This window comes from Sinorhizobium sp. KGO-5 (genome assembly GCF_036245905.1).
GTDB lineage: Bacteria > Pseudomonadota > Alphaproteobacteria > Rhizobiales > Rhizobiaceae > Sinorhizobium > Sinorhizobium meliloti_A.
The window spans coordinates 316,600-337,878 of sequence record NZ_BDIZ01000001.1 but is presented as its reverse complement, the minus strand read 5'-3'; the positions used below and the strand labels follow the sequence as shown (position 1 = coordinate 337,878).

The following is a 21,279-nucleotide window of genomic DNA, read 5'->3' as shown; positions in this document are numbered from 1 at the left end:
TCGGCCCGAAATCTTTGAATCTCATCAATTCTCTCGATCGGGCCTGCCGGCGGCCCTATTCCATCAGCGGCGACCAGGCCGGGTCCGAGGCGAAGCCCTGCGTCTGGACGAGCTGTTCATTGTAGCCCGTCAGATCGATCGAATAGAGCTGCGGACCGCCCGCACCGGCGTTCTGGCGGAAGAACATGAGAACGCGGCCGTTCGGCGCCCAGGTCGGGCCTTCATTGTGGAAGCCGGTGGTGAGAATGCGTTCGCCCGAACCGTCCGGCTTCATGACGCCGATCGAGAACTTGCCCCCGGACTGCTTGGTGAAGGCGATGAGGTCGCCGCGTGGAGACCAGACGGGCGTCGAATAGGAGCCGTCGCCGAAGGAAATGCGCGTCTGGCCGGAGCCGTCGGCGCCCATGACGTAGAGCTGCTGCCTGCCGCCGCGGTCGCTTTCGAAGACGATCCGGCTGCCGTCCGGCGAATAGGAAGGAGAGGTGTCGATCGCCGCGGTATTGGTGAGCCGCGTCGTCGTGCGCGAGCGCAGATCCATCGTATAGATGTTGGCGTTGCCTTCCTGCTGCAGGCTCATGATCACCCGCTGGCCATCCGGGGAGAAACGCGGGGCGAAGGTCATGCCCGGGAAATTGCCGACCACCTCGCGCTGCCCCGTTTCGAGCTGCAGCAGATAGACGCGCGGCTGCTGGTTCTCGAACGACATATAGGTGATTTCCTGACGGTTCGGCGAGAAGCGCGGCGTCAGCACGATGTCGTTGGCATTGGTGAGCGCCCGGGAATTGGCCCCGTCCTGGTCCATGATGGCAAGTTGGCGCTTGCGCGCGTTCTTCGGCCCGCTTTCGGCGACGTAAACGATGCGCGTGTCGAAATAGCCCTTCTCGCCGGTGATCCTCTCATAGATCGCGTCGGCGATGATGTGGGCGACCCGGCGCCAGTTCTCCGGCTGGGTGTAGAACTGCTGACCGAGCATCTGCTGGCCGGCAAAGGTATCCCAGAGGCGGAACTCCGCCTTCAGCCTGCCGTCGCCTTCCTGCGTGACGCGGCCGATGACGAGCGCCTGCGCGTTGATCACTTTCCAGTCCTCGAAACGCGGCGCGGCATCGGGATTGGAGATCTTCTCGATGAAGGCGCCCTTGTCGATCGGCGCGAAGAGCCCGGAGCGCTTCAGGTCTGCGGCAACGACGTCGGAGATCTTCCGGGCGAGATCGCCCTGCAGGAAGTCCGTGATCGCGATCGGCAGCGGCTCGACGTTACCCTTGTTGATGTTGATCTCGACGAGCGCATTTGCCGGCGAGGCAATGAGCCCGCAGCCGGCGACCAGCACCATCAGGAGGCGGAAAAAATTGCGTCTCAGCATTTCCATAAAGCCTTTCAGCCTTTCGTGTTCCGAGCAGGATGAGGCGCAATGATCCGCCCACAACCAGCCCAACCTGTCTAGAGCATCGAGCTCGGGTCGAAGTTGACCACGACCTCGCTCCACGAATCGTATTTGTCGGCCGGCAACCCCTTGAAGGGAGCAGACTTCAGGATGGCCCGGCGTGCACCACCCATGAGTGCCCGCCGCGCCGCATCCGAGCCGCCGCTGGCTTCCACTTCCGGTTCGCCGATCAGGTCGCCGTTCGGGTCGAGCCGCATCGTTACCTTGATGCGGACATCCGCCGCGTCGGCCATGCCGGGAATGATCGACCAGTTGTTCTGGATCTGGCCGCGAAGCGCGTCCATTTCGCTCTGCGAAAGCGTATTGCCGCTCGTCGTCTTCTTGCCGCCGAGGGCCGCCTCCTCGGTCGAGCGCTTGGCGCCGCCGCCGGAGGATTCCTGCTTGTTGAGCAGCGCCGCGATCTCGTCGGCATTGAAGTCGCTCTCCTTCTGGGAGGACGCCTTCTTCTGCTCCTTCTTGGCTTCGTCCTTCTTGCGTTCGGGCGTCTTGGCCGTCTGCGCGGGCTTTTCGACCTTGGGCTTCGACTGCGGCGTCGGCACCCTGTCCGGCAGAGCCTCGGCCTCGGGATTTTCCGCAGGCTGTTCTTCCGCCGGTGCCGGTTCCGGCTTCGTGTCCGGCTTTACTTCCTGTTTGGGTTCGGGGAGTGCCGCCACTTCCGTGGCCGGCTCGGCCGCCGGCTTCTCCTCGACGTTCTCGATCGCTTCCTTCACCGGATCGGGTGTCGGCGGTGCCTTTTCGGTCTTCTGCGGCGCTGCGGCCGACTCGTTTTCGACCGGCTTGACATTGGGCGTGGGCGGCGTCTTCAGGTCGACGTCGTTCTCGCCGACATTCTCGGCGTTTTCGACAGGCGTCGGCTTCTTGGTCGGAACGGGCGATGCCTTTTCCTTGGCCGGAGCCTTCTTGTCGCCCTGCTGGATCTGCGTGATCGACTCGACCGGCACGATGTCGACCGGCAGCGCCTCGACATCCGCGACCTCGAAATCGGCCGGGCTGCCAAGCGACACCAGCGCCCAGGTGAGAACCAGAGCGTGGAGGACAGCAGATGTAGCGATACTGCCCTTCATTCGGACGATCACTTCTCTTGTTCTTGAAGCGTTACGAGACCCAGGTTCTTGAAGCCTGCCGCGGAGATGCGTGCCATCACCTTCATCACGGTGCCGTAATCGGCACTGGTGTCGCCGCGCACATAGATGCGCTCATTGTAGCCGGTCGTGGCAATCGCCTCGAGCTTCGGCACGACCTCGTCGATCGCGATCGGAGTCTCCTGCAGGAAGATCTCGCCCGCCGGGTTGACCGAAACGGTGATCGGCTGGGTATCGGCGTTCATGGCCTTCGCCTGCGTTTCCGGCAGATCGATCGGCACGCCGACCGTCATCATCGGCGCGGCCACCATGAAGATGATGAGGAGAACCAGCATGACGTCGACGAGCGGCGTGACGTTGATCTCGCTGATCGCGCTTCTTCTGCCGCCACGGCGGCGGCGCCCGCCGCCCGACCCCTTGGCTCCGCCAGCTGCCATACCCATCAGCGTAGTCTCCGTGCTTTGAGGTCGTTATTGCGCGGCCTGACGAGAAGGCTGCAGCTTCTCGTCGATCTGCCGCGACAGGATGGCGGAGAACTCGTCGGCAAAGGCTTCCATGCGTGCCGTCAGCTTGCCGGCATCCGCGGTGAACTTGTTGTAGGCGATAACGGCAGGAATAGCGGCGAGCAGACCGATGGCGGTCGCCAGCAGCGCTTCGGCGATACCGGGCGCTACGACGGCGAGGTTGGTGGATTTGGAACCGGCGATGGCCTGGAACGAGGTCATGATACCGACGACGGTACCGAAAAGGCCGATGAAGGGTGCAGCCGAGCCGATCGTCGCCAGCGAGCCGAGCCTTGCCTCGAGCGCTTCGGATTCCCGGGCGAGCGTCACGTCCATGGCGCGGTCGATACGCATCTGCAGGCCGATCGGCGCGCGCGCGCCGCGCTCGAAGCTTTTCTTCCATTCGCGCATGGCCGAAACGAAGATCGCGCCCATTCCGCTCGTCTGCCTGTCCGAGAGGGTACGATAGAGCTCCTCCAGCGATTGACCCGACCAGAATACCTGCTCGAAATTGTCGAGCTGCCGGCGGACGCGCCCGTAATTGAGGCTCTTGTCGACGACGATCGCCCAGGTCCAGACCGAGGCGGCGATGAGCCCCAGCATGACCAGCTTCACGACCAAGCCCGCTTGCATGAAGAGCGACCAGAGGGTCACGTCGCTCGTCGCGGCCAATCCAACCTGTTCCATCGATTTCAGTCCCCGAATCCAAACACCCGGCAGAGCAACTCATGCTCGAGACCGGGTCGCCCAAACGTCCTGCAGCAGGAATGCCCCGGTATTGCCACCGATCGCGGCATTGCGATCTACTCGCGTCAGCCTGCCTTCTTGCCGTCAATTTTGGTCAAAGGATGACGTGCACTGCACAAATCCTGATACACGGATTAAGACACCATTATGGTTAAGGGAGTATTACCGCGCGCGCAGTTCGACTGAGCTTGAGCGATACGGAACTTCGCACCGGGTCGCACGTTTCGGTGCCATGAGCCCCTGGCCCCCGAAACATACAGCCTTCCAGCCGAAATCGGGCTGACGATCCATGGCCGCTCGCAATCAACCGCTTTCCGAATATAACCGGCGCCGCGATTTCACGCGGACCAGCGAACCCAAGGGTGCGGTCGCGCGGCGCAGCGGGGACGACAGGATGCGGTTTCTGGTCCAGAAGCACGCTGCGACCCGCCTGCATTACGACTTCCGCCTGGAATGGGAGGGCGTGCTGAAGAGCTGGGCGGTGACCCGCGGCCCGAGCCTCAACCCCGAAGACAAGCGCCTGGCCGTGCGCACCGAAGACCACCCGCTTGCCTATGGCGATTTCGAAGGAACGATACCGAAGGGAGAGTACGGCGGCGGTACCGTGATGCTCTGGGATACCGGCTGGTGGGAGCCGGAGGATGACCCGTCGAAAGCCTTGAAGAAGGGCAAGATCTCCTTCAAGCTGCATGGCAGCCGAATGAAGGGCGGCTGGGCCCTGGTGCGCATGCGGCCGCGCGAAGGCGAAAAGCGCGAGAACTGGCTGCTCGTCAAGGAAAAGGACGAGATCGCCTCCGAAGACGGCGAGAGCCTGATCAACGAGAACATCACCAGCATCGTCACCGGCCGGACAATGGAGGAGATCGCCAACGGCAAAGGCGAGAAGCAGGCACGGGTCTGGCATTCCAACGAGAGCATCGCGGCCAATCTCAAGGCCGGCGCGATCGCCGAAACCGGCAATGCGGCCAAGCCTGTCACGCGAAAAGCCTCCGGTAAGCTGCCCGCCTTCAAGGCACCGCAGTTGGCGACTCTGGTGACCAAGGTGCCTGCCGGCGATGCATGGCTGAACGAAGCCAAGTTCGACGGCTACCGTCTTGTCTGCGCCGTCGGCGCCGGCACCGTGCGCTGCTACACGCGCAACGGCCTCGACTGGACCGAGAAGTTCCCGGCAATTGCCGCGGCCCTTGCCGAACTCGACTGCCGGTCGGCCCTCATCGATGGCGAAGTGGTGGCGCTGTCGGAAGGCGGATCGACGTTCTCGGCCTTGCAGAAAGCGCTTAGAACGGGGGCCAGCACACGGCTTTACGCTTTCGACCTCATCGAGCTCGACGGCAAGGATTTGAGCCGTAAGCCGCTCGTGGAACGCAAGGAACGGCTCGAAGCGCTGCTCCAAACGCTCGGCACCACCTCGACCATACAATTCAGCGAGCATGTCCGCGGCAATGGCGAGCACGTGCTTTCCGCGATATGCAAGGCAGGCCAGGAGGGTATAATCGCCAAGGAGGCGGATGCCCCCTATCGCAGCGGGCGCAGCCGAAGCTGGCTGAAGGTGAAATGCACGAAGCGCCAGGAGTTCGTCATCGGTGGCTATACCCCATCTTCGAAGAAAGGACGTGCCTTTGCCTCGCTTCTTGTCGGGACGTTCGAAGGCCGGAAGCTGATCTACCGTGGCGGCGTCGGCACCGGATTCAACGGGAAGACGATGAAGGAACTCGCTGCGGCCTTCGCGAAGCGCAGACGCGACACGTCGCCCTTCGACAGCGTGCCGCGAGAGAGAATGCGAAATTCGGTATGGCTTGAGCCGGACCTGGTGGCGGAGGTGGATTTCGCCGAGTTCACGGCTGACGGACATGTCCGCCACGGTTCATTCGAGGGATTGCGCGAGGACAAGGAGGCCAGGGCCGTGAAACTGGAGACAGCGAAGCCGGCGGAAGCGGAGCCGGAGACCGCCAAAAGCAAAACCTCGGCCAAGCCGCGCAAGACGCCGGCTGTGCAAGGAGACGGCGATGTCCTCGGTATCCGCATCTCGCATCCGGACCGGGTGCTCTTCGAAGGCCAGGGCATCACCAAGATCGATCTCGCCCGCTATTATGCCGTCGTCGCCGAGAGGATGCTCCCCTTTGCCGCCGATCACCCCGTTTCGCTGGTGCGCTGCCCGCAGGGCGGCGATCGGCACTGCTTCTTTCAGAAACACGCGAGCGACGGCTTCCCCGAGGCGATCCGGGAAGTGCCGATCACCGAGTCATCGGGCGACACCGAGAACTATATGTACATCCACGATGCCAAGGGCCTCGTCGCCGCCGTGCAGATGGGAACGCTCGAGTTTCACATCTGGGGTTCAGGCATCGATCGACTGGAGAAACCCGACCGTCTGGTCTTCGATCTCGACCCCGATCCGAGCGTCGACTTCGAGACGGTCAAGGCGGCAGCCGTCAAGCTTCGCGACGAGCTCGCCGAGATCGGCCTGAAGACAGTGCCCATGGTGACCGGCGGCAAGGGCGTCCACGTCATCGTTCCGCTCCGCCCCCATGCCGAATGGGAGGAGGCCAAAGGCTTCGCCAAAGCGCTCGCGCGATCTATTGCCGAGCGCGATCCGGATAATTTCGTCGCCACCATGTCGAAGGCGAAGCGCAAGGGAAGGATTTTCATAGACTGGCTGAGAAACGATCGCGGCGCCACGGCGATCGCACCCTATTCCACCCGCGCGCGCTCCGGCGGACCGGTGGCCACTCCGGTCGGCTGGGACGAACTCCAAGGGCTCGAGGCCGCCAACGGGTTTCACATTCCGGACATTGTCGAGCGGATAGAATCCGGAACCGATCCGTGGCGGGAGATCGGCAAGATCAGTCAGTCGCTGACGAAGAAGATATTGAACTCGGTCGAGTGAGCCGGCCGCTCACCCGGAAGCCGCCTGCGCAGCAAGGAATTTCGTTGCCAGTGCCTCCGGCAGACGCCTCGGCCGCCCCTGACCGTTGATGACCGCAATGATTACCTTGGCCGCGATCAGCAGTGCGTCGCCGCGCCTGATCTGCTGCTGCAGGATCATTTTTGCGCCGCCGGCCTTTTCGGTCGCGGTCTCGATGGTCAGGACGTCGTCCATGCGCGCCGGCGCCTTGAAGTCGATTTCCATACGATGGACGACGAAGACGAGGCCTTCCACGTCGCCTTCGATCGCCAGCGACGCCTGCTCGACGCCGAGAAGCCGCAGATAGTCGGTCCGGGCGCGCTCCATGAAATGCAGATAGCGCGCATGGTAGACGACGCCGGAAAAATCGGTGTCCTCGTAATAGACCCGCTGGATCAGTCGGTGGCCGGTCTCGGTCAGCTCGCCGGCAAGCGAAATCAGTGACATGGCATTCTCCGGGAGGATTTTTCGCGTTTTCCTGTGGAGGAACAAAAAGACATTTGCAAGCACTGCAGCTTTGTCACAATCCTATCCTATCAGGACCCTGTCCTCTTCCCGAGCAGGAGAATCGTGCATGAAGATCGCAGTCCTCGGCGGTGATGGTTTCGTCGGCTGGCCCACCGCCCTGCATTTGTCCGATGCGGGCCACGACGTTCACATCCTCGACAATCTCTCCCGCCGCTGGATCGACACGGAACTCGGCGTGCAATCTCTGACGCCGATGGATTCCATCCAGGAGCGCACGCGGATCTGGCACGCCGAAACCGGCCGGCGTATCCACTTCAATCTGATCGATCTCGCCCGCGACTACGAACTCCTGAAGAATTGGCTGGCGGAGCATCGGCCCGATGCGGTGGTCCACTTCGCCGAGCAGCGGGCCGCTCCCTATTCGATGAAGAGCGACAGGCACAAGAATTACACGGTCAACAACAACGTCAACGCGACCCACAACCTCCTCAATGCACTGGTCGAACTCGACCTCGATGCGCATCTCGTGCATCTCGGTACGATGGGCGTTTACGGCTATTCCACGATCGGGGCCGCGATCCCTGAAGGCTACCTGCCCGTCGGCATCGAGACCATGGGCGGAGAGACGGTGAACCAGGAAATCCTCTATCCTTCCAACCCGGGCTCCGTCTATCACATGACCAAGTGCCTGGATCAGCTGCTCTTCCAGTTTTATGCGAAGAATGACGGCCTCAGGATCACCGATCTGCATCAGGGCATCGTCTGGGGCACGCATACGGAACAGACGCGGCGTCATCAGCAGCTCATCAACCGCTTCGACTACGACGGCGATTACGGAACCGTCCTCAACCGTTTCCTGATCCAGGCAGCAATCGACTATCCGCTGACGGTTCACGGAACCGGGGGCCAGACGCGTGCCTTCATCCATATTCAGGACTCGGTGCGCTGCATCGAACTCGCGCTCAAGAACCCGCCGGCGCGCGGCAGCCGTGTCGAGATATTCAACCAGATGACGGAAACGCATCGCATCCGCGATCTCGCCGAGATGGTCGCACGCATGACCGGCGCGAAAATCGCCTGGCTTCCCAATCCGCGCAAGGAAGCGGCCGAGAACGAGCTCGTGGTGCAGAACGAGAAATTCCTCGCGCTCGGCCTCAATCCGGTTCGGCTCGAAGACGGACTGCTTTCGGAGATCGTCGATGTGGCGAAGAAATTCGCCTATCGCGTCGATCGCTCGCGCGTGCCGGCCATTTCCGCCTGGACGAAGGACATCGCCCCCTTGATCAACCACGATCCGGAGGGCAAGCGGCTGAAATCCGTTTCATGAGCCGCGTCTTCGCCAGTCCGGAGGGGCTCAGCCCCTCCTCTACGGTGACTGCGCGCCACGCTTTCGTGACGCTCGTCACCAATAGCGACTACGCGCTCGGTGCGCGGGCCCTGCTCAGATCGATCCGCCTCACCCGCACGCCCGCCGATATCGTCGTGCTCCACACCGGAGGGGTGGATGCCGCCGCTCTCGAGCCGCTGCGCGAATTCGACTGCCGCCTGATCCAAACCGATCTGCTGCCGCTCTCGGACGAATTCAACGCCCGGCATCAACGCCGCAACGTGCATGAGCAGGCACCCTTCACCAAAGGTCGCAAGCCCGATTTCCATTCGCCGCTCGACAATTTCTGCAAGATAAGGCTGTGGCAACTCGTGGAATACGAACGCTGCATCTTCATCGATGCCGACGCGATCGTGTTGCGCAACATCGACAAGCTGTTTCTCTATCCGGAATTTGCCGCGGCGCCGAACGTCTATGAGAGTCTCGCGGACTTCCACCGCCTGAACTCCGGCGTCTTCGTCGCCGAGCCGGCCGTCGCGACCTTCGAGAAGATGCTCGCGGCCCTCGATGCGCCGGACGCCTTCTGGCCGCGCACGGACCAGACCTTTCTGCAAAGCTTCTTCCCCGATTGGCATGGACTGCCGGTGACGATGAACATGCTGCAATATGTGTGGTTCAACCTGCCTGGGCTTTGGGACTGGCGCTCGATCGGGGTGCTTCACTACCAGTATGAAAAGCCGTGGGAGAAGGATCATCCGCGCGCGGACGTGCTGCGCCCGCTGATCGATCTCTGGCACGCCTATCTGACCGGCAATCAAATTCCGGATATTGCCGGTCTTGCCAATCCGCCGCAGGCGGGTCCGACGTCGCCATGACCCGCGTTCTCGTCTCCGGCGGCACCGGATTCGTCGGCCGCTTCATCGTCGAGCACCTGCTGGCAAACGGTTATGAAGTCACGGTCGGCGGGCGCTCTCCGCCCCCTGCTGGCTTGTATTCGCAACGGGTGTCCCATGTGCCTCTGTGTCTCGATGCGGATGCGGACCAGGCCGGCGCGTTCGGCGATATCTATTATTTCGTCCATGCCGCCTTCGAGCATGTCGAGGGCAGATATCGCGGAGGCGAGGGTGATGACCCCCGGGGTTTCCGCCGCGCCAATCTCGACGGCTCCGTTCGCCTTTTCGAGGAAGCGCGCGCCGCCGGCGTACGCCGCTGCGTTTTCCTGTCGAGCCGCGCGGTTTACGGCGACACGGCGCCGCCCCTTGTCGCAGAGACCTCACCTGCCGCTCCGGACACGCTCTACGGACAGGTAAAGCTCGCCACCGAGAACGCTTTGAAATCGATGACCGACCACAGTTTCGTCACGACGAGCCTGCGAGTCACCGGTGTCTATGGTCCCGCCGGCTCGGGACGAGAACACAAGTGGAGCGATCTCTTTTCCGATTACATTGCCGGCCGGCCGGTACCAGGGCGCATCGGCACGGAAGTCCATGGCGACGATGTCGCCCAGGCCGTCCGCCTCATGCTCGAGACCGAACCGGCGAGAATATCCGGTCAGGTGTTCAACGTCTCCGACGTGCTGACCGACAACCGCGAGATTCTTTCCTTTCTCCAGGCCGCAACCGGCTGTCCGCACCCGCTGCCGCCGGCAGCGGAAGCCGCCGAATTCAAGACGATGTCGACGGAGAAGCTGCGCGCTCTCGGCTGGATGCCGGGCGGAAGGGAAAGACTGGCTGCGACGATCCGGGAACTTGCGGGGAGACGGTGACCGGCAGGCGGATGGGGGCGATTTCCACTCATCCGAGATCGACGACCACAATCTCCGGCGGCACGCCGAAACGGATCGGCGCGATGGAGCAGCCAAGGCCGCCCGAGACGATGAGGTTGCGATCATGCTCGACGATATGACCATAGGCGTACCGGTCACCGAAACGCGACGGCACGACGGGCGAGTGGCCGGCAAAGCGCACCTGTCCGCCATGGGTGTGACCGGACAGCGTCAATGCGACCCGCGAGGGCACCTTCGGAAAAATGTCCGGCTCGTGCGCGAGCAGGATCACTGGCGCCTCGTCCGTCACCTGTGCAAGCGTGCCATCGAGATCGTCGAGCCCAGCCATCCACGCGCGTTTCCATTTCCGTCCCGGCAGGAGCGCAAGCTGGTCCTCGAGCCCTGCGAGCCAGAAAGGGAAGCCGCTCTTCTCAAGGCGGACCGCGCGATTGCTGTGCACCTGAATGCCGACCCCGGCCAATGCCCGATGGCCGAAGGTATCGCCGCCGCCGTTCTTCTGGGCCGTCATGTCTTCCCACCAATCATGATTTCCCATGATCGCATGGACGCCAAGGGGCGCCGTGAGCGTGGCAAGCGCCTTCGACCACTCGCTCGCATGGACATACCGCGTCACGAGATTCATGCCGGAAGCGTAGTCGCCGAGAAGGACTGTCACGTCGCCGCCGAGGTCGTTGGCGCGCTCGCAGATGGATGTGATGCGGCGCGCAGACATCCAGGGTTCGCAGGCGTGAATATCCGCGAGCGCGACCAGGCGGAGCTTAAGGCCGGGCGTCCAGCCCGGTGGCGTCACGGCGTAGCGGGCCACCCTCAGACGCGCAAGCGGTTCGATGGCGAAGGCGTAGCTGCCGAGGGCCACGGCGCTCGCCAATCCACCGCCGAGGACCTTCATGAAGCCCCGCCGGGTGATCATTTCAATCGTCCTCGAGCGTCAGCCGGAATTGGCTTGCCTCGACATCCCGTGGCGGATTGAGGCCGAGATGCTTCCAGGCATTCGCCGTGAGCACGCGACCACGCGGCGTGCGCTGGATGAAGCCCTGCTGGATCAGATAGGGCTCGATGATGTCTTCGATCGCGTCGCGCGGCTCGGAAAGCCCGGCGGCGATGGTCTCGATCCCCACCGGCCCCCCGCCGAAATTCTGGGCGATCATCGTCAGATACCGCCGGTCGAGCTGGTCGAGACCCATGCTGTCGACGAGCAGCCGGGTCAGCGCCTCGTCGGCAATCTTCCGCGTCACGGCCTCCGCCCGTGCGACTTCGGCGAAGTCGCGCACCCGGCGCAGGAGACGGCCGGCAATGCGAGGCGTGCCGCGCGCACGGCGGGCAATCTCGCGCGCGCCTTCGTCGGTCATGCCGAGACCCATCAGCCGCGCGCCACGCCGGACGATCAGCTCCAACTCCTCGACCGTATAGAAATTGAGCCGCACGGGGATGCCGAAGCGATCGCGCAGCGGCGTCGTCAGCAGTCCGAGGCGCGTCGTCGCCGCCACCAGGGTGAACTTCGCGAGATCGATCTTCACCGAACGGGCCGCCGGCCCCTCGCCGATGATGAGGTCGAGCTGGAAATCCTCCATGGCCGGATAGAGGATTTCCTCGACGGCCGGATTGAGGCGGTGGATTTCATCGATGAAGAGCACGTCGCGCTCTTCGAGGTTGGTGAGCAGCGCCGCAAGGTCACCGGCCTTGGCGATCACCGGCCCGGAAGTCGAGCGAAAATTGACGCCGAGCTCCTTCGCCATGATCTGCGCCAGCGTCGTCTTGCCGAGCCCGGGCGGGCCGACGAAGAGTACGTGGTCGAGCGCTTCGCCGCGATTGCGCGCCGCCTCGATAAAAATCTTCAGATTGGCGCGCGCTTCCGCCTGGCCGGTGAAGTCGTCGAGCGTCTGCGGGCGCATGGTCGCATCGAGGTCTTCGCCTCGCTTTTCCGGCGCGATCAGACGTGCGGCTTCGCTCATGTCATTGCTTCCGTTTCGGGCTGTCCGCGGCCATAGGGGCACCGGCGTTGAGGCGCGGTCACCGTCGCTGCCGCGCTCAACCATAATAGCGGCGCCCGGATCAATCCAGCGAGAACGGCCAGCGTCCCTCTACTCCAATGCTTTTGTGGCCGCAGGAAGGCTCGCCGCTTCCTCACCGCGACAGCTCCTTCAAGCCGAGGCGGATCAGCTTGGCGCTGTCGCCGCCCTCCCCGCCGTTTTTCAGCGCAGCCGCAACGGCGTTGGCCGCCTGGTCTCGCGAATAGCCGAGATTGGTGAGCGCCGAGACCGCGTCCGCAACCGGCGCCGCGGCAACGCCTTCGCCGAGCTCCTGCTTCAGGCCGATCGACGGTGCCATCTCGCCGGCAAAGGCCGGAGCCTTGTTCTTGAGTTCGGTGACGATACGCACGGCAACTTTCGGACCCACGCCCGGCGCGCGCGAGATCGACGTCTTGTCCTGCAAGGCGATCGCGTTGGCGAGTTCCCCGGGGGTCAGCGTAGAGAGCACCGCCAGCGCCACCTTGGATCCCACACCCTGAACGCTCTGAAGCAGGCGGAACCATTCGCGCTCCAACGCGCTCAAGAACCCGAACAGCTTCAGCTGATCCTCGCGCACATAGGTCTCGATGAAGAGAACGGCCGCCTCTCCGGCGCTTCCGAGCTTTCCGAGCGTACGCGCCGAACAATGGGCGACATACCCGACCCCATGCACGTCGAGAACCACGTGATCCTCGCCGATCTCGTCTATCGTGCCCTTGAGCTTGCCGATCATCTGGTCTCTCTGGATGGTGTTGGTCCGTCGTCTTTGAAGAAATGCCGTTGCCCGGCCTACCCCGCAAGCGCCGCAAGGCGGCTCGTCACCGCCTGCCTGTTATGGGCGTGGCAGATGGCGATGGCGAGCGCGTCGGCGGCATCGTTGCCTTTGAACTCGGCCTTGGGCATCAGCACCTTCAGCATCATGTGTATCTGCTGCTTTTCGCCGTGGCCGACGCCGATCACGGCCTTCTTGACGGCGTTTGGCGCATATTCCGCGACCCTCAAGCCCGCCCGGGCCGGCACCAGCATGGCGATGCCGCGCGCCTGGCCGAGCTTCAGCGTCGCCGTCGCGTCCTTGTTGACGAAGGTCTGTTCGACAGCGGCCTCGTGCGGCTGATAGCCGTGCACCACCTCGGCAAGCCCGTCATGCAACTGGCAGAGGCGGGAGGCAAGGTCCATCTCGCCATCGGAAGTGACGGTGCCGGAAGCGACGAAACGCAGCGAATTGCCGAGTGTTTCGATGACCCCCCAGCCGGTGCGCCTCAAGCCCGGATCGATGCCGATGATGCGAATCGTAGTCTGCATGCTTCACCCTATTTCGGTCGGCGGGACGCTGCCAGCAAAAAGTGAACAAAACAAAAACATTGCACAGAAATGGTCGCGCCTTGCCTAAAAGCGCCGGTGCACCCTTGGCGTAAGGAAACTTGAACCTACATTGCGGAAGATCAATTTCTCTTAATTGAAAGCCCCGCCATGATCCCCTTCTCCATTCTCGACCTGTCGCCCATCACCGAAGGGGGCAGCATCGCAGAGTCGCTCGAAAATTCGCGGCGGCTGGCAATCACCGCGGAGGAGAACGGCTATGAGCGCTTCTGGCTGGCCGAACACCATGGCATGAAAGGCATTGCCAGCGCCGCGACGTCTCTCGTGATTTCGCATGTGGCTTCGGCCACGCGGACGATCCGCGTCGGCTCGGGCGGCATCATGCTGCCCAATCATTCACCGCTCGTCATAGCCGAGCAATTCGGCACGCTTGCGGCGCTTTACCCCGGCCGCATCGATCTCGGCCTCGGCCGCGCGCCCGGCACGGACATGAGAACGGCGCAAGCGCTCCGCCGCAACATGGAGGCGAGCGCCAACAACTTCCCCAACGATGTCGTCGAACTGCAGGCGTTGCTCGGCCCGGCGACCGAAGACCAGAAGATCATCGCCGTTCCGGGCGCGGATTCGAACGTGCCGATCTGGCTGCTCGGTTCGAGCCATTTCAGCGCCCATCTCGCCGGCATGCTCGGCCTTCCCTTCGCCTTCGCCTCGCATTTTGCGCCGGACATGCTGCTTTCCGCACTCGAAATATATCGCGAGCGCTTCACCCCGTCGCCCCAGCTCGACAAGCCGCATGTCATGGTGGGCGTCATGGGTGTCGCCGCGGACACCGACGATGAGGCGAACCACCTCTTCACCTCCATGCAGCAATCCTTCGTCGCGCTTCGCCGCAATGCCCGCGGGCGCTTCCCGCCGCCGGTCAAATCGATGGACGGCCTCTGGAGCCAGGACGAGAAGATTTTCGTCGACCATGCAATGAGCTACGCGGTGGTCGGCGGCCCCGAGACGATCCGCCGAAAGATCGAGGCATTCGTGGATCTCACCCGGGCGGACGAGCTGATCGTCTCAATGCCGATCTTCGACATGGAAGCGCGGTTGCGGTCGGTGAAGCTGTTTGCCCAAGCGCAACGCGATCTCGCCGCCGCCTGACGCGAACAGCAATTGACCCGCATCGCTCGGAGCGATGCGGGTCAATTGCAACGGATATTCCGAACGCTCAGGCGGAAAGCTTCGCCAGAACCTCGTCGGAGACCTCGAAGTTCGAATAGACGTTCTGGACGTCGTCGTCATCTTCGAGATTGTCAATGAGCTTCATCAGCGACTGTGCCTTTTCCTCATCCACCGGCACGGTATTCTGCGGCTTCCAGACGGCCTTTACGGTCTCCGCCTCGCCGAGCGTGCCTTCGAGCGCTTTCGATACTTCGCCGATATCCTCGAAGCCGCAGGTGATGGTGTGGCCTTCCTCGTCGGTCTCGACGTCGTCGGCACCCGCTTCGATTGCCGCTTCCATCACCTTGTCGGCGTCGCCGGCGGAAAGCTTGTAGGTGATTTCACCGACCCTATCGAAGGAGAAGGAAACCGAACCGGTTTCGCCGAGCGCCCCGCCCGCCTTGGTGAAGGTGGAGCGTACGTTGGAGGCGGTGCGGTTGCGGTTGTCCGTCAACGCCTCGACGATGACTGCGACGCCGCCCGGGCCGTAGCCCTCGTAGCGGACTTCTTCGTAATTCTCGGCATCGCCGCCCGCAGCCTTCTTGACCGCGCGTTCGATATTGTCCTTCGGCATCGACTGCGCCTTGGCGTTCTGGATCGCCAGACGCAGGCGCGGGTTCATCGTCGGGTCGGGAAGGCCGGTTTTTGCTGCGACGGTGATTTCGCGCGCGAGCTTGGAAAACATTTTGGAGCGCACCGCATCCTGACGGCCCTTGCGGTGCATGATGTTCTTGAACTGTGAATGGCCAGCCATGACGCCCTCTGCATGCGTGATTTTGGTGAGATCGGGCGCCTTATAGTTTCATTGCCGCGTCCAGTCCAGCAGGCGCGTCGTGTTTTCAGGAGACGGAAATGCGCTGCGGCGGTCCTCAAACACCCTGCAGGACATAGATGAGCGGTCTCCTCGGCAGGGAGCGCAGCGACACCTTCACGGAAGGTTCCGTGGCGAAGCGCTTGTCGAAGTCGTCTCCGAACATCGCCAGAAAGTTGTTGGTCATGGGCCTGTGCATCGGCAGGATCAGCGCCGAGCGCAGCCGCGAGACGACGCGGCTCATGCTCTCCGCTCCCATCGTCAGACCGCCGTCCACCGGCACCATGAGCACGTCGAGCCGGCCGATTTGCCGGTAATGGCTTTCGTCGAGCTCGTGGTGCAGATGGCCGAGATGGCCGATGCAGAGCCCGGCAATCTCGAAAATGAAGATCGAATTGCCGTCCCGTTCCATTCCCTCGAAACCCGAACGGATATCCGTGGTCACATTGCGGATATAGGCGTCGCCGACGACGAGGTCATGATCCGCCGGCTCGCCGTTGTCGCCCCAGCCGTGCAGGACATGCCGGATCGCCGGATCCGGCGCCAGGGTGTAATGACTGGAATGGGCCCTGTTCATCGTCACCACCGTTGGCGGGGACGGCGTGCGGAACCAGCCGTTGTAGTCGGTGGCGATCGAAACTCCGCCCGGCGTTTCGATCAGGAAGGTCGAATGACCGAGAAAGGTGATCGTCACCTCGCTTGTGTCGGCAGAGGCCACGGGAGCGGCGGCGGGGGCCGAGAAGCTGGCGAACGTCGCCGCCGGCGTGGCTGCCGCGATCGCCTGGCATTGGCTCACATGGGCTTCCGCCTGCTGCGCGTGCGCCGGTGTCGGCCAGAGCGCATGGATTATCCAGATGACGGTCACGGTGTAGGCAAGGTATCGCAGCAGCATCCTTCACCTCTCGCATGTGCGGGAAGAAAAACTTGCTCTGGTACTCCGCCCGCATAGCGCATTGCTGCTCATGCCGGGCGGCACGCAGGATCATTCAAGGTCGCGGTCGCGTCCAGCGTCTAACGACCGGCGGCCGCTCACAATTGCGTCATTGCCGATGCACCGGTCTCTTCACTCCCCCGGCGCCGGCGCCGGCGCGGCAGCCGGTGCACGCTTGCGCCGCAATGAGCGCAGGGCCACATAGAAGACCGGCGTCAGGAACAGGCCGAGGACGGTGACCCCGAGCATGCCGGCAAAGACCGCCGTGCCGAGCGACTGGCGCATTTCGGCGCCGGGTCCCGTGGCGATGACCAGCGGCACGACGCCGAGGATGAAGGCGAAAGCGGTCATCAGGATCGGCCGCAGCCTGAGCCGGCTCGCATCGATCGCCGCCTCGATGGGCGTCTTGCCCTCCTCCTCGCCCTGGCGGGCGAATTCCACGATGAGGATCGCGTTCTTCGCGGCAAGACCGATCAGGACGATAAGCCCGATCTGGGTCAGCACATTGTTGTCGAAGCCCCGGATCGAAACGCCGAGAAGCGCCGCGAGCACGGCAAGCGGCACGATCAGGATGATGGCCAGCGGCAGCACCCAGCTTTCGTATTGCGCAGAGAGCGCCAGGAAAACGAAGACCACCGAAAGCGCGAAGATGAAGACCGCAGTGTTGCCGGTCTGGCGCTCCTGCAAAGCGAGTTCCGTCCATTCGAAGGTGGTGCCCTGCGGCAGGATCTGACCTGCAAGCGCTTCCATCTTGTCGAGGGCGCTGCCCGTCGAAACGCCCGGCGCCGGATTGCCCTGAACGGGGACCGAGACATACATGTTGTAGCGCTGGACGAGCGCCGGTCCGCTCGTATCGCGGATCTCGACGAGCGTGCCGAGCGGCACCAGGGCGCCCGAGGCGGAGCGTACCTTAAGCGCAAGTATGTCCTCCCGCTCCAGCCGGAATTGCTGGTCGGCCTGGGCACGGACCTGATAGACGCGGCCGAAGGCGTTGAAATCGTTGACGTAGGACGTCCCCAGATTGATCGAGAGTGTCTCGAAGATGTTGGGAATCGGCACGTTCAGCGCCCGCGCCTTGTCGCGATCGATCGCCAGGAAGAATTGCGGGCTGGAGGCCGTGAAGGTGGTGAAGACGCCGGTCAGCCCCTCCGTCTGGTTGGCCGCTCCCATCATCTGATGGGCGAGCCCGAGCGCCCGGCGCATGTCGGCGCTCTGGCGGTCCATGATCTGCATCTTGAAGCCGCCCGAATTGCCGATGCCTCGCACGGAGGGTGGCGGAACGGCGATGATGAAAGCCTCCTGAATGCCTTGCATCGCACCGAAGATCTGGCCGATGATCTGTTCCGCACTCAGCTTTTGCTCGAGGCGTTCTTCGAAGCTGTCGAAGGGCGTGAATATCACGCCGGAATTGGATGCATTGGTGAAGGTCGCGCCGTTGAAACCGGCAAAGGCGACAGCATCCTTTACGCCGGGTACCTCCCGGATAATCTCCGAGGCCCGCCGGACGACCTTATCGGTGCGCTCGAGAGAGGCACCGTCCGGAAGCTGAATGACGACGATGGCATAGCCCTGGTCCATCGTGGGTATGAAGCCGCGAGGCACGACCTGTGCCATGTACCAGGTGGCTCCGAGCAGGGCGACGAAGACGACGAGCGCCCCGGCTAAGGCGATCCGCGTCCTGACGAGGTGGCGCACCGTCCATGCATACCCATCGGCCATGCGGTCGAAGCCGCGGTTGAAGCCGTTGGCAAAACCGCGGCCGATCCGCGTCAGGGGATTGCGGCTCTCATGCTCGTGGTTCTCGTGCGGCCGCAACAGGATTGCGGCAAGCGCCGGCGAGAGCGTCAGGGAATTGACCGCGGAGATCACCGTCGCGACTGCGATCGTCACCGCAAATTGCAGGTAGAACTGCCCGGCAATACCCGGAATGAACGCGGTCGGCACGAACACTGCCGTCAGGACGAGCGAGATCGCGATGACCGCGGCGCCCACCTCGTCCATCGTCACATGCGCCGCCTCTCGCGGCGTCATCCCGCGCGCAAGGTTGCGCTCGACGTTCTCGACAACGACGATAGCGTCGTCGACCACGATGCCGATCGCGAGAACCAGGCCGAACAGCGTCAGCATGTTCAGTGAAAAGCCGAAGGCATAGAGAAGCGCGAATGTGCCGACGAGCGAAACGGGGATGGCGACGATCGGAATGATCGCCGTGCGCCACGACTGCAGGAACACGATCACGACCAGAGCGACGAGGAGCGCGGCTTCCCCGATCGTCTTGTAGACCTCGTCGATGGATTCCGAGATGAATTCCGTCGGATTGTAGATGATCCTGTATTCGAGCCCTTCGGGAAAGTCCCGCGAAAGTTCGGTCATCGTCGCCTGGATCGCGTCGGCCGCAGCGAGCGCATTGCTGCCGGGGCGGGAGAAGATGCCGAGCGCGACGGCGGGGCTGCCGTTGAGATAGCTGTTGGTCACGTATTCGCGCGCACCGAGTTCGATGCGGGCGACGTCCTGCAACTGGACGAGCCTGCCTTCTTCGGTCGCTTTGACGATGACGTAGCGGAACTGGCGAGCGTCGCTGAAGCGGCCGTCGGTGGTCACCGTATACTGGAAGGCGCTGTCGCTCGACATCGGCGGACCGCCGATGGATCCGCCCGAGACCTGGACGTTCTGCTCGCGCAGCGCGGAGACGACATCGCCTGCAGTCATGCCGTAGGCGGAGAGCTTCTGCGGGTCGAGCCAGATGCGCAGCGCATATTCACGCTCGCCGAACAGAAGAACGTCGCCGACTCCGTCCAGCCGGACCAATATGTCGCGAATGCGCGTGCGGGCGTAGTTGGAAACATAAAGCTGGTCATAGCGGTCGTTCGGCGAAAGCAGATGAACGACCATCATCAGGTCCGGCGAGCTCTTCGTCGTGGTTACGCCGATGCGCCGGACTTCCTCGGGAAGCCGGGGCTCGGCGATCGAGACACGGTTCTGCACCAGCACCTGCGCCTGATCGAGATCGGTCCCCAGCTTGAAGGTGATCGTCAGCGCCATCGAGCCGTCAGCGGTGGCATAGGAGGACATGTAGAGCATGTTCTCCACGCCGTTGATCTCCTGCTCGAGCGGGGTGGCAACGGTATTGGCGACGGTCTCAGCATCCGCGCCCGGATAGGAGGCGCGCACGACGATGGTAGGCGGCGCGATCTCCGGATACTGCGCCACCGGAAGCTGGAAATAGGCGATGCTGCCGACGATCAGCAGAACGATCGAAAGCACCGACGCGAAGATCGGTCTGTCGACAAAGAAATGCGCGAACCTCATTGGGCATTCTCCGCCGATTGCGCGGCCTCGGGGGGCAGGACGATGAGCTCGGGCTTGACCTTTACGCCCGGCCGGACGCGCATGAGACCGTTGACGACGATCGTCTCCTCCCCCGTCAAGCCACTGCGGATGACCCTGTAACCGTGGAGCCTGGGACCAAGACGCACCGGTTTGGTTGCGACGCTGCCATCCTCGCCGACCGTGTAGACGATGCGTTCGTTCTGGTCGGCGGCGATTGCCTCGTCAGGCACCAGAACCGCCCGGTAGGTGTTCGATCCCTCCACTTCTACGCGGCCGAACAGGCCGGGCTGCAGGATCAATTTGGGGTTTGCGAGGCGCGCGCGCACCCGCATCGTACCCGTCTGGTTGTCGACCCGGTTCTCCGCGAAGTCGAGCTTGCCCTCGAATGGCGGCTCGTTGGCGTCGGCGATCGTGACCAGCACCGGGATGGAGCCCGCCCCCTCCTGCAAAGCGCTGCCGCGGTCCCGAGCCGTACGCGCATAGGAGAGCAGCCGGCGCTCGTCGACGTCGAAATAGAAATCGATCGGATCGAGCGAGACGATCGTCGTCAGCACCGTCTGGTCCGCTTGTACCAGATTGCCGGGGGAAATGAGACGCCGGTCGACGCGTCCGCTCAGCGGCGCCGTGATGGTCGTGTAATCCAGATCCAGCTTTGCGCGCTCGACGGCCGCCTCGGCGCCGCGCACATTCGCCTGGGCCGCGAGCAGCGCACGGCGGTCGTCATCGAGCCTGGACACCGAGAGCGTGCCCGATCCCGCGAGCGATTCCGTTCGCTTGAACGTGGTCTCCGCGAAGACAAGGGTCGATCGCGCAGCCTCGAGCGAGGCTTCCGCCTGGGAAAGGGCGGTGCGGAACGGCCGCTGGTCTATGACGAAGAGCTTGTCGCCCTTCTTCACCATGGCGCCGTCGGTGAAGAAGACCTGATCGAGATAGCCGCCGACCCGTGCGCGGATCGCGACCTGGTCGACCGCTTCGAAGCGGCCGATGAATTCGTCGGCGTCGACGACATCGCGCACGACCGGTTTGGCGACGGTCACCGTCGGCAACTGCGCATCCTGCGCGCCTGCCGGGACCGAAACGAGAAGGGAGACGAAAAAGCCGGCGATGGCCGGCAGACGCCACTTTCGCAACATGCACGCTCTCCAGATATCTGAACGTCAGATCGCCGGCACCGGGACTGCAATTGGTGCGGCGCCTTTGGATACCGGAGCGCCACAGCGACTCTGTGCGCCCGACCGAGCTGCGACGCTATGGAACTCCGGCTGCATTACCTGCATGTTTCCCTTGATCGTTTTCGGTCAAAGGAAGACACATGCAGCAATCAAAATGCTGCAGCGACCTCTGCGCGTCTGAGGAACGCGCGGCGCTGTACGCCGGGATGAGCGAAAGTATGAGCGCCTCCGACCGCAT

18 protein-coding genes are annotated in these 21,279 nt (G+C 63.2%); 5 read left to right on the top strand and 13 right to left on the bottom strand.

What is annotated here, in order from left to right; all coding sequences use genetic code 11:
* Nucleotides 1-55: 55 nt before the first annotated feature.
* From tolB to tolQ, 4 genes are all read right to left on the bottom strand, one after another.
* Entirely contained in the window at nt 56-1,366 is a 1,311-nt protein-coding gene (gene tolB, locus BHD07_RS01500) for a Tol-Pal system beta propeller repeat protein TolB (protein WP_018096845.1), read from the bottom strand.
* A 71-nt stretch (nt 1,367-1,437) separates the two neighbouring features.
* A complete protein-coding gene (locus BHD07_RS01495; RefSeq protein ID WP_100672985.1) occupies nt 1,438-2,505 on the bottom strand; it encodes a cell envelope integrity protein TolA in 1,068 nt (355 codons plus the stop codon).
* Between the two features lie 8 nt (nt 2,506-2,513).
* Nucleotides 2,514-2,966 carry a protein TolR gene (gene tolR / locus BHD07_RS01490; protein WP_100672984.1) on the bottom strand — a complete coding sequence of 151 codons (453 nt, stop codon included), beginning with the start codon at nt 2,964-2,966 and terminating at the stop codon, nt 2,514-2,516.
* A 27-nt stretch (nt 2,967-2,993) separates the two neighbouring features.
* Entirely contained in the window at nt 2,994-3,713 is a 720-nt protein-coding gene (gene tolQ, locus BHD07_RS01485; protein ID WP_003527594.1) for a protein TolQ, read from the bottom strand.
* 349 nt (nt 3,714-4,062) lie between these two features.
* Here tolQ and ligD point away from each other — a divergent pair, with 349 nt between their 5' ends.
* Complete coding sequence (gene ligD / locus BHD07_RS01480; protein WP_100672983.1) at nt 4,063-6,660, top strand: DNA ligase D; 2,598 nt, start codon at nt 4,063-4,065, stop codon at nt 6,658-6,660.
* 9 nt (nt 6,661-6,669) lie between these two features.
* Here ligD and ybgC read toward each other — a convergent pair whose 3' ends face one another.
* Nucleotides 6,670-7,125 (bottom strand): tol-pal system-associated acyl-CoA thioesterase, encoded by a 456-nt coding sequence (gene ybgC, locus BHD07_RS01475; RefSeq protein WP_100672982.1) that lies wholly within the window; start codon nt 7,123-7,125, stop codon nt 6,670-6,672.
* Nucleotides 7,126-7,252: 127 nt separating this feature from the next.
* Between ybgC and BHD07_RS01470 the strand changes: the two genes are divergently transcribed.
* From BHD07_RS01470 to BHD07_RS01460, 3 genes are read left to right on the top strand one after another with little or no spacing between them, the layout of a single operon-like run.
* On the top strand, nt 7,253-8,473 hold the full coding sequence (locus BHD07_RS01470; protein WP_100672981.1) for an NAD-dependent epimerase/dehydratase family protein: 1,221 nt from the start codon (nt 7,253-7,255) through the stop codon (nt 8,471-8,473).
* Nucleotides 8,470-9,348, top strand: coding sequence for a glycosyltransferase (locus BHD07_RS01465; protein WP_100672980.1), 879 nt, complete (start codon nt 8,470-8,472; stop codon nt 9,346-9,348). The genes BHD07_RS01470 and BHD07_RS01465 overlap by 4 nt, the downstream gene beginning before the upstream one ends.
* Nucleotides 9,345-10,238 carry an NAD-dependent epimerase/dehydratase family protein gene (locus tag BHD07_RS01460; protein WP_100672979.1) on the top strand — a complete coding sequence of 298 codons (894 nt, stop codon included), beginning with the start codon at nt 9,345-9,347 and terminating at the stop codon, nt 10,236-10,238. The genes BHD07_RS01465 and BHD07_RS01460 overlap by 4 nt, the downstream gene beginning before the upstream one ends.
* 28 nt (nt 10,239-10,266) lie before the next feature.
* Here BHD07_RS01460 and BHD07_RS01455 read toward each other — a convergent pair whose 3' ends face one another.
* The 4 genes from BHD07_RS01455 to ruvC all read right to left on the bottom strand — a co-directional run bounded on the left by BHD07_RS01455 (nt 10,267) and on the right by ruvC (nt 13,570).
* Entirely contained in the window at nt 10,267-11,169 is a 903-nt protein-coding gene (locus tag BHD07_RS01455) for a metallophosphoesterase (RefSeq protein ID WP_100672978.1), read from the bottom strand.
* 1 nt (nt 11,170) lies between these two features.
* A complete protein-coding gene (ruvB, locus tag BHD07_RS01450) occupies nt 11,171-12,211 on the bottom strand; it encodes a Holliday junction branch migration DNA helicase RuvB (protein ID WP_100672977.1) in 1,041 nt (346 codons plus the stop codon).
* Between the two features lie 172 nt (nt 12,212-12,383).
* A complete protein-coding gene (gene ruvA / locus BHD07_RS01445) occupies nt 12,384-13,001 on the bottom strand; it encodes a Holliday junction branch migration protein RuvA (protein ID WP_003535964.1) in 618 nt (205 codons plus the stop codon).
* A 56-nt stretch (nt 13,002-13,057) separates the two neighbouring features.
* Nucleotides 13,058-13,570, bottom strand: a complete 513-nt coding sequence (ruvC, locus tag BHD07_RS01440; protein WP_018096835.1) for a crossover junction endodeoxyribonuclease RuvC — start codon at nt 13,568-13,570, stop codon at nt 13,058-13,060.
* A 168-nt stretch (nt 13,571-13,738) separates the two neighbouring features.
* Between ruvC and BHD07_RS01435 the strand changes: the two genes are divergently transcribed.
* The gene (locus BHD07_RS01435; protein WP_100672976.1) at nt 13,739-14,737 is read left to right on the top strand and encodes an LLM class flavin-dependent oxidoreductase; all 999 of its coding nucleotides are present in this window, start codon (nt 13,739-13,741) and stop codon (nt 14,735-14,737) included.
* A 67-nt stretch (nt 14,738-14,804) separates the two neighbouring features.
* Here the strand turns inward: BHD07_RS01435 and BHD07_RS01430 are convergent, their stop codons facing one another.
* The 4 genes from BHD07_RS01430 to BHD07_RS01415 form a co-directional block, all read right to left on the bottom strand.
* Nucleotides 14,805-15,551, bottom strand: a complete 747-nt coding sequence (locus BHD07_RS01430) for a YebC/PmpR family DNA-binding transcriptional regulator (RefSeq protein WP_100672975.1) — start codon at nt 15,549-15,551, stop codon at nt 14,805-14,807.
* A 115-nt stretch (nt 15,552-15,666) separates the two neighbouring features.
* Nucleotides 15,667-16,500 (bottom strand): MBL fold metallo-hydrolase, encoded by an 834-nt coding sequence (locus tag BHD07_RS01425; RefSeq protein ID WP_100672974.1) that lies wholly within the window; start codon nt 16,498-16,500, stop codon nt 15,667-15,669.
* Nucleotides 16,501-16,671: 171 nt separating this feature from the next.
* Nucleotides 16,672-19,848, bottom strand: a complete 3,177-nt coding sequence (locus BHD07_RS01420) for an efflux RND transporter permease subunit (protein WP_100672973.1) — start codon at nt 19,846-19,848, stop codon at nt 16,672-16,674.
* Complete coding sequence (locus tag BHD07_RS01415; protein WP_100672972.1) at nt 19,845-21,002, bottom strand: efflux RND transporter periplasmic adaptor subunit; 1,158 nt, start codon at nt 21,000-21,002, stop codon at nt 19,845-19,847. The genes BHD07_RS01420 and BHD07_RS01415 overlap by 4 nt, the downstream gene beginning before the upstream one ends.
* Between the last annotated feature and the right edge of the window lie 277 nt (nt 21,003-21,279).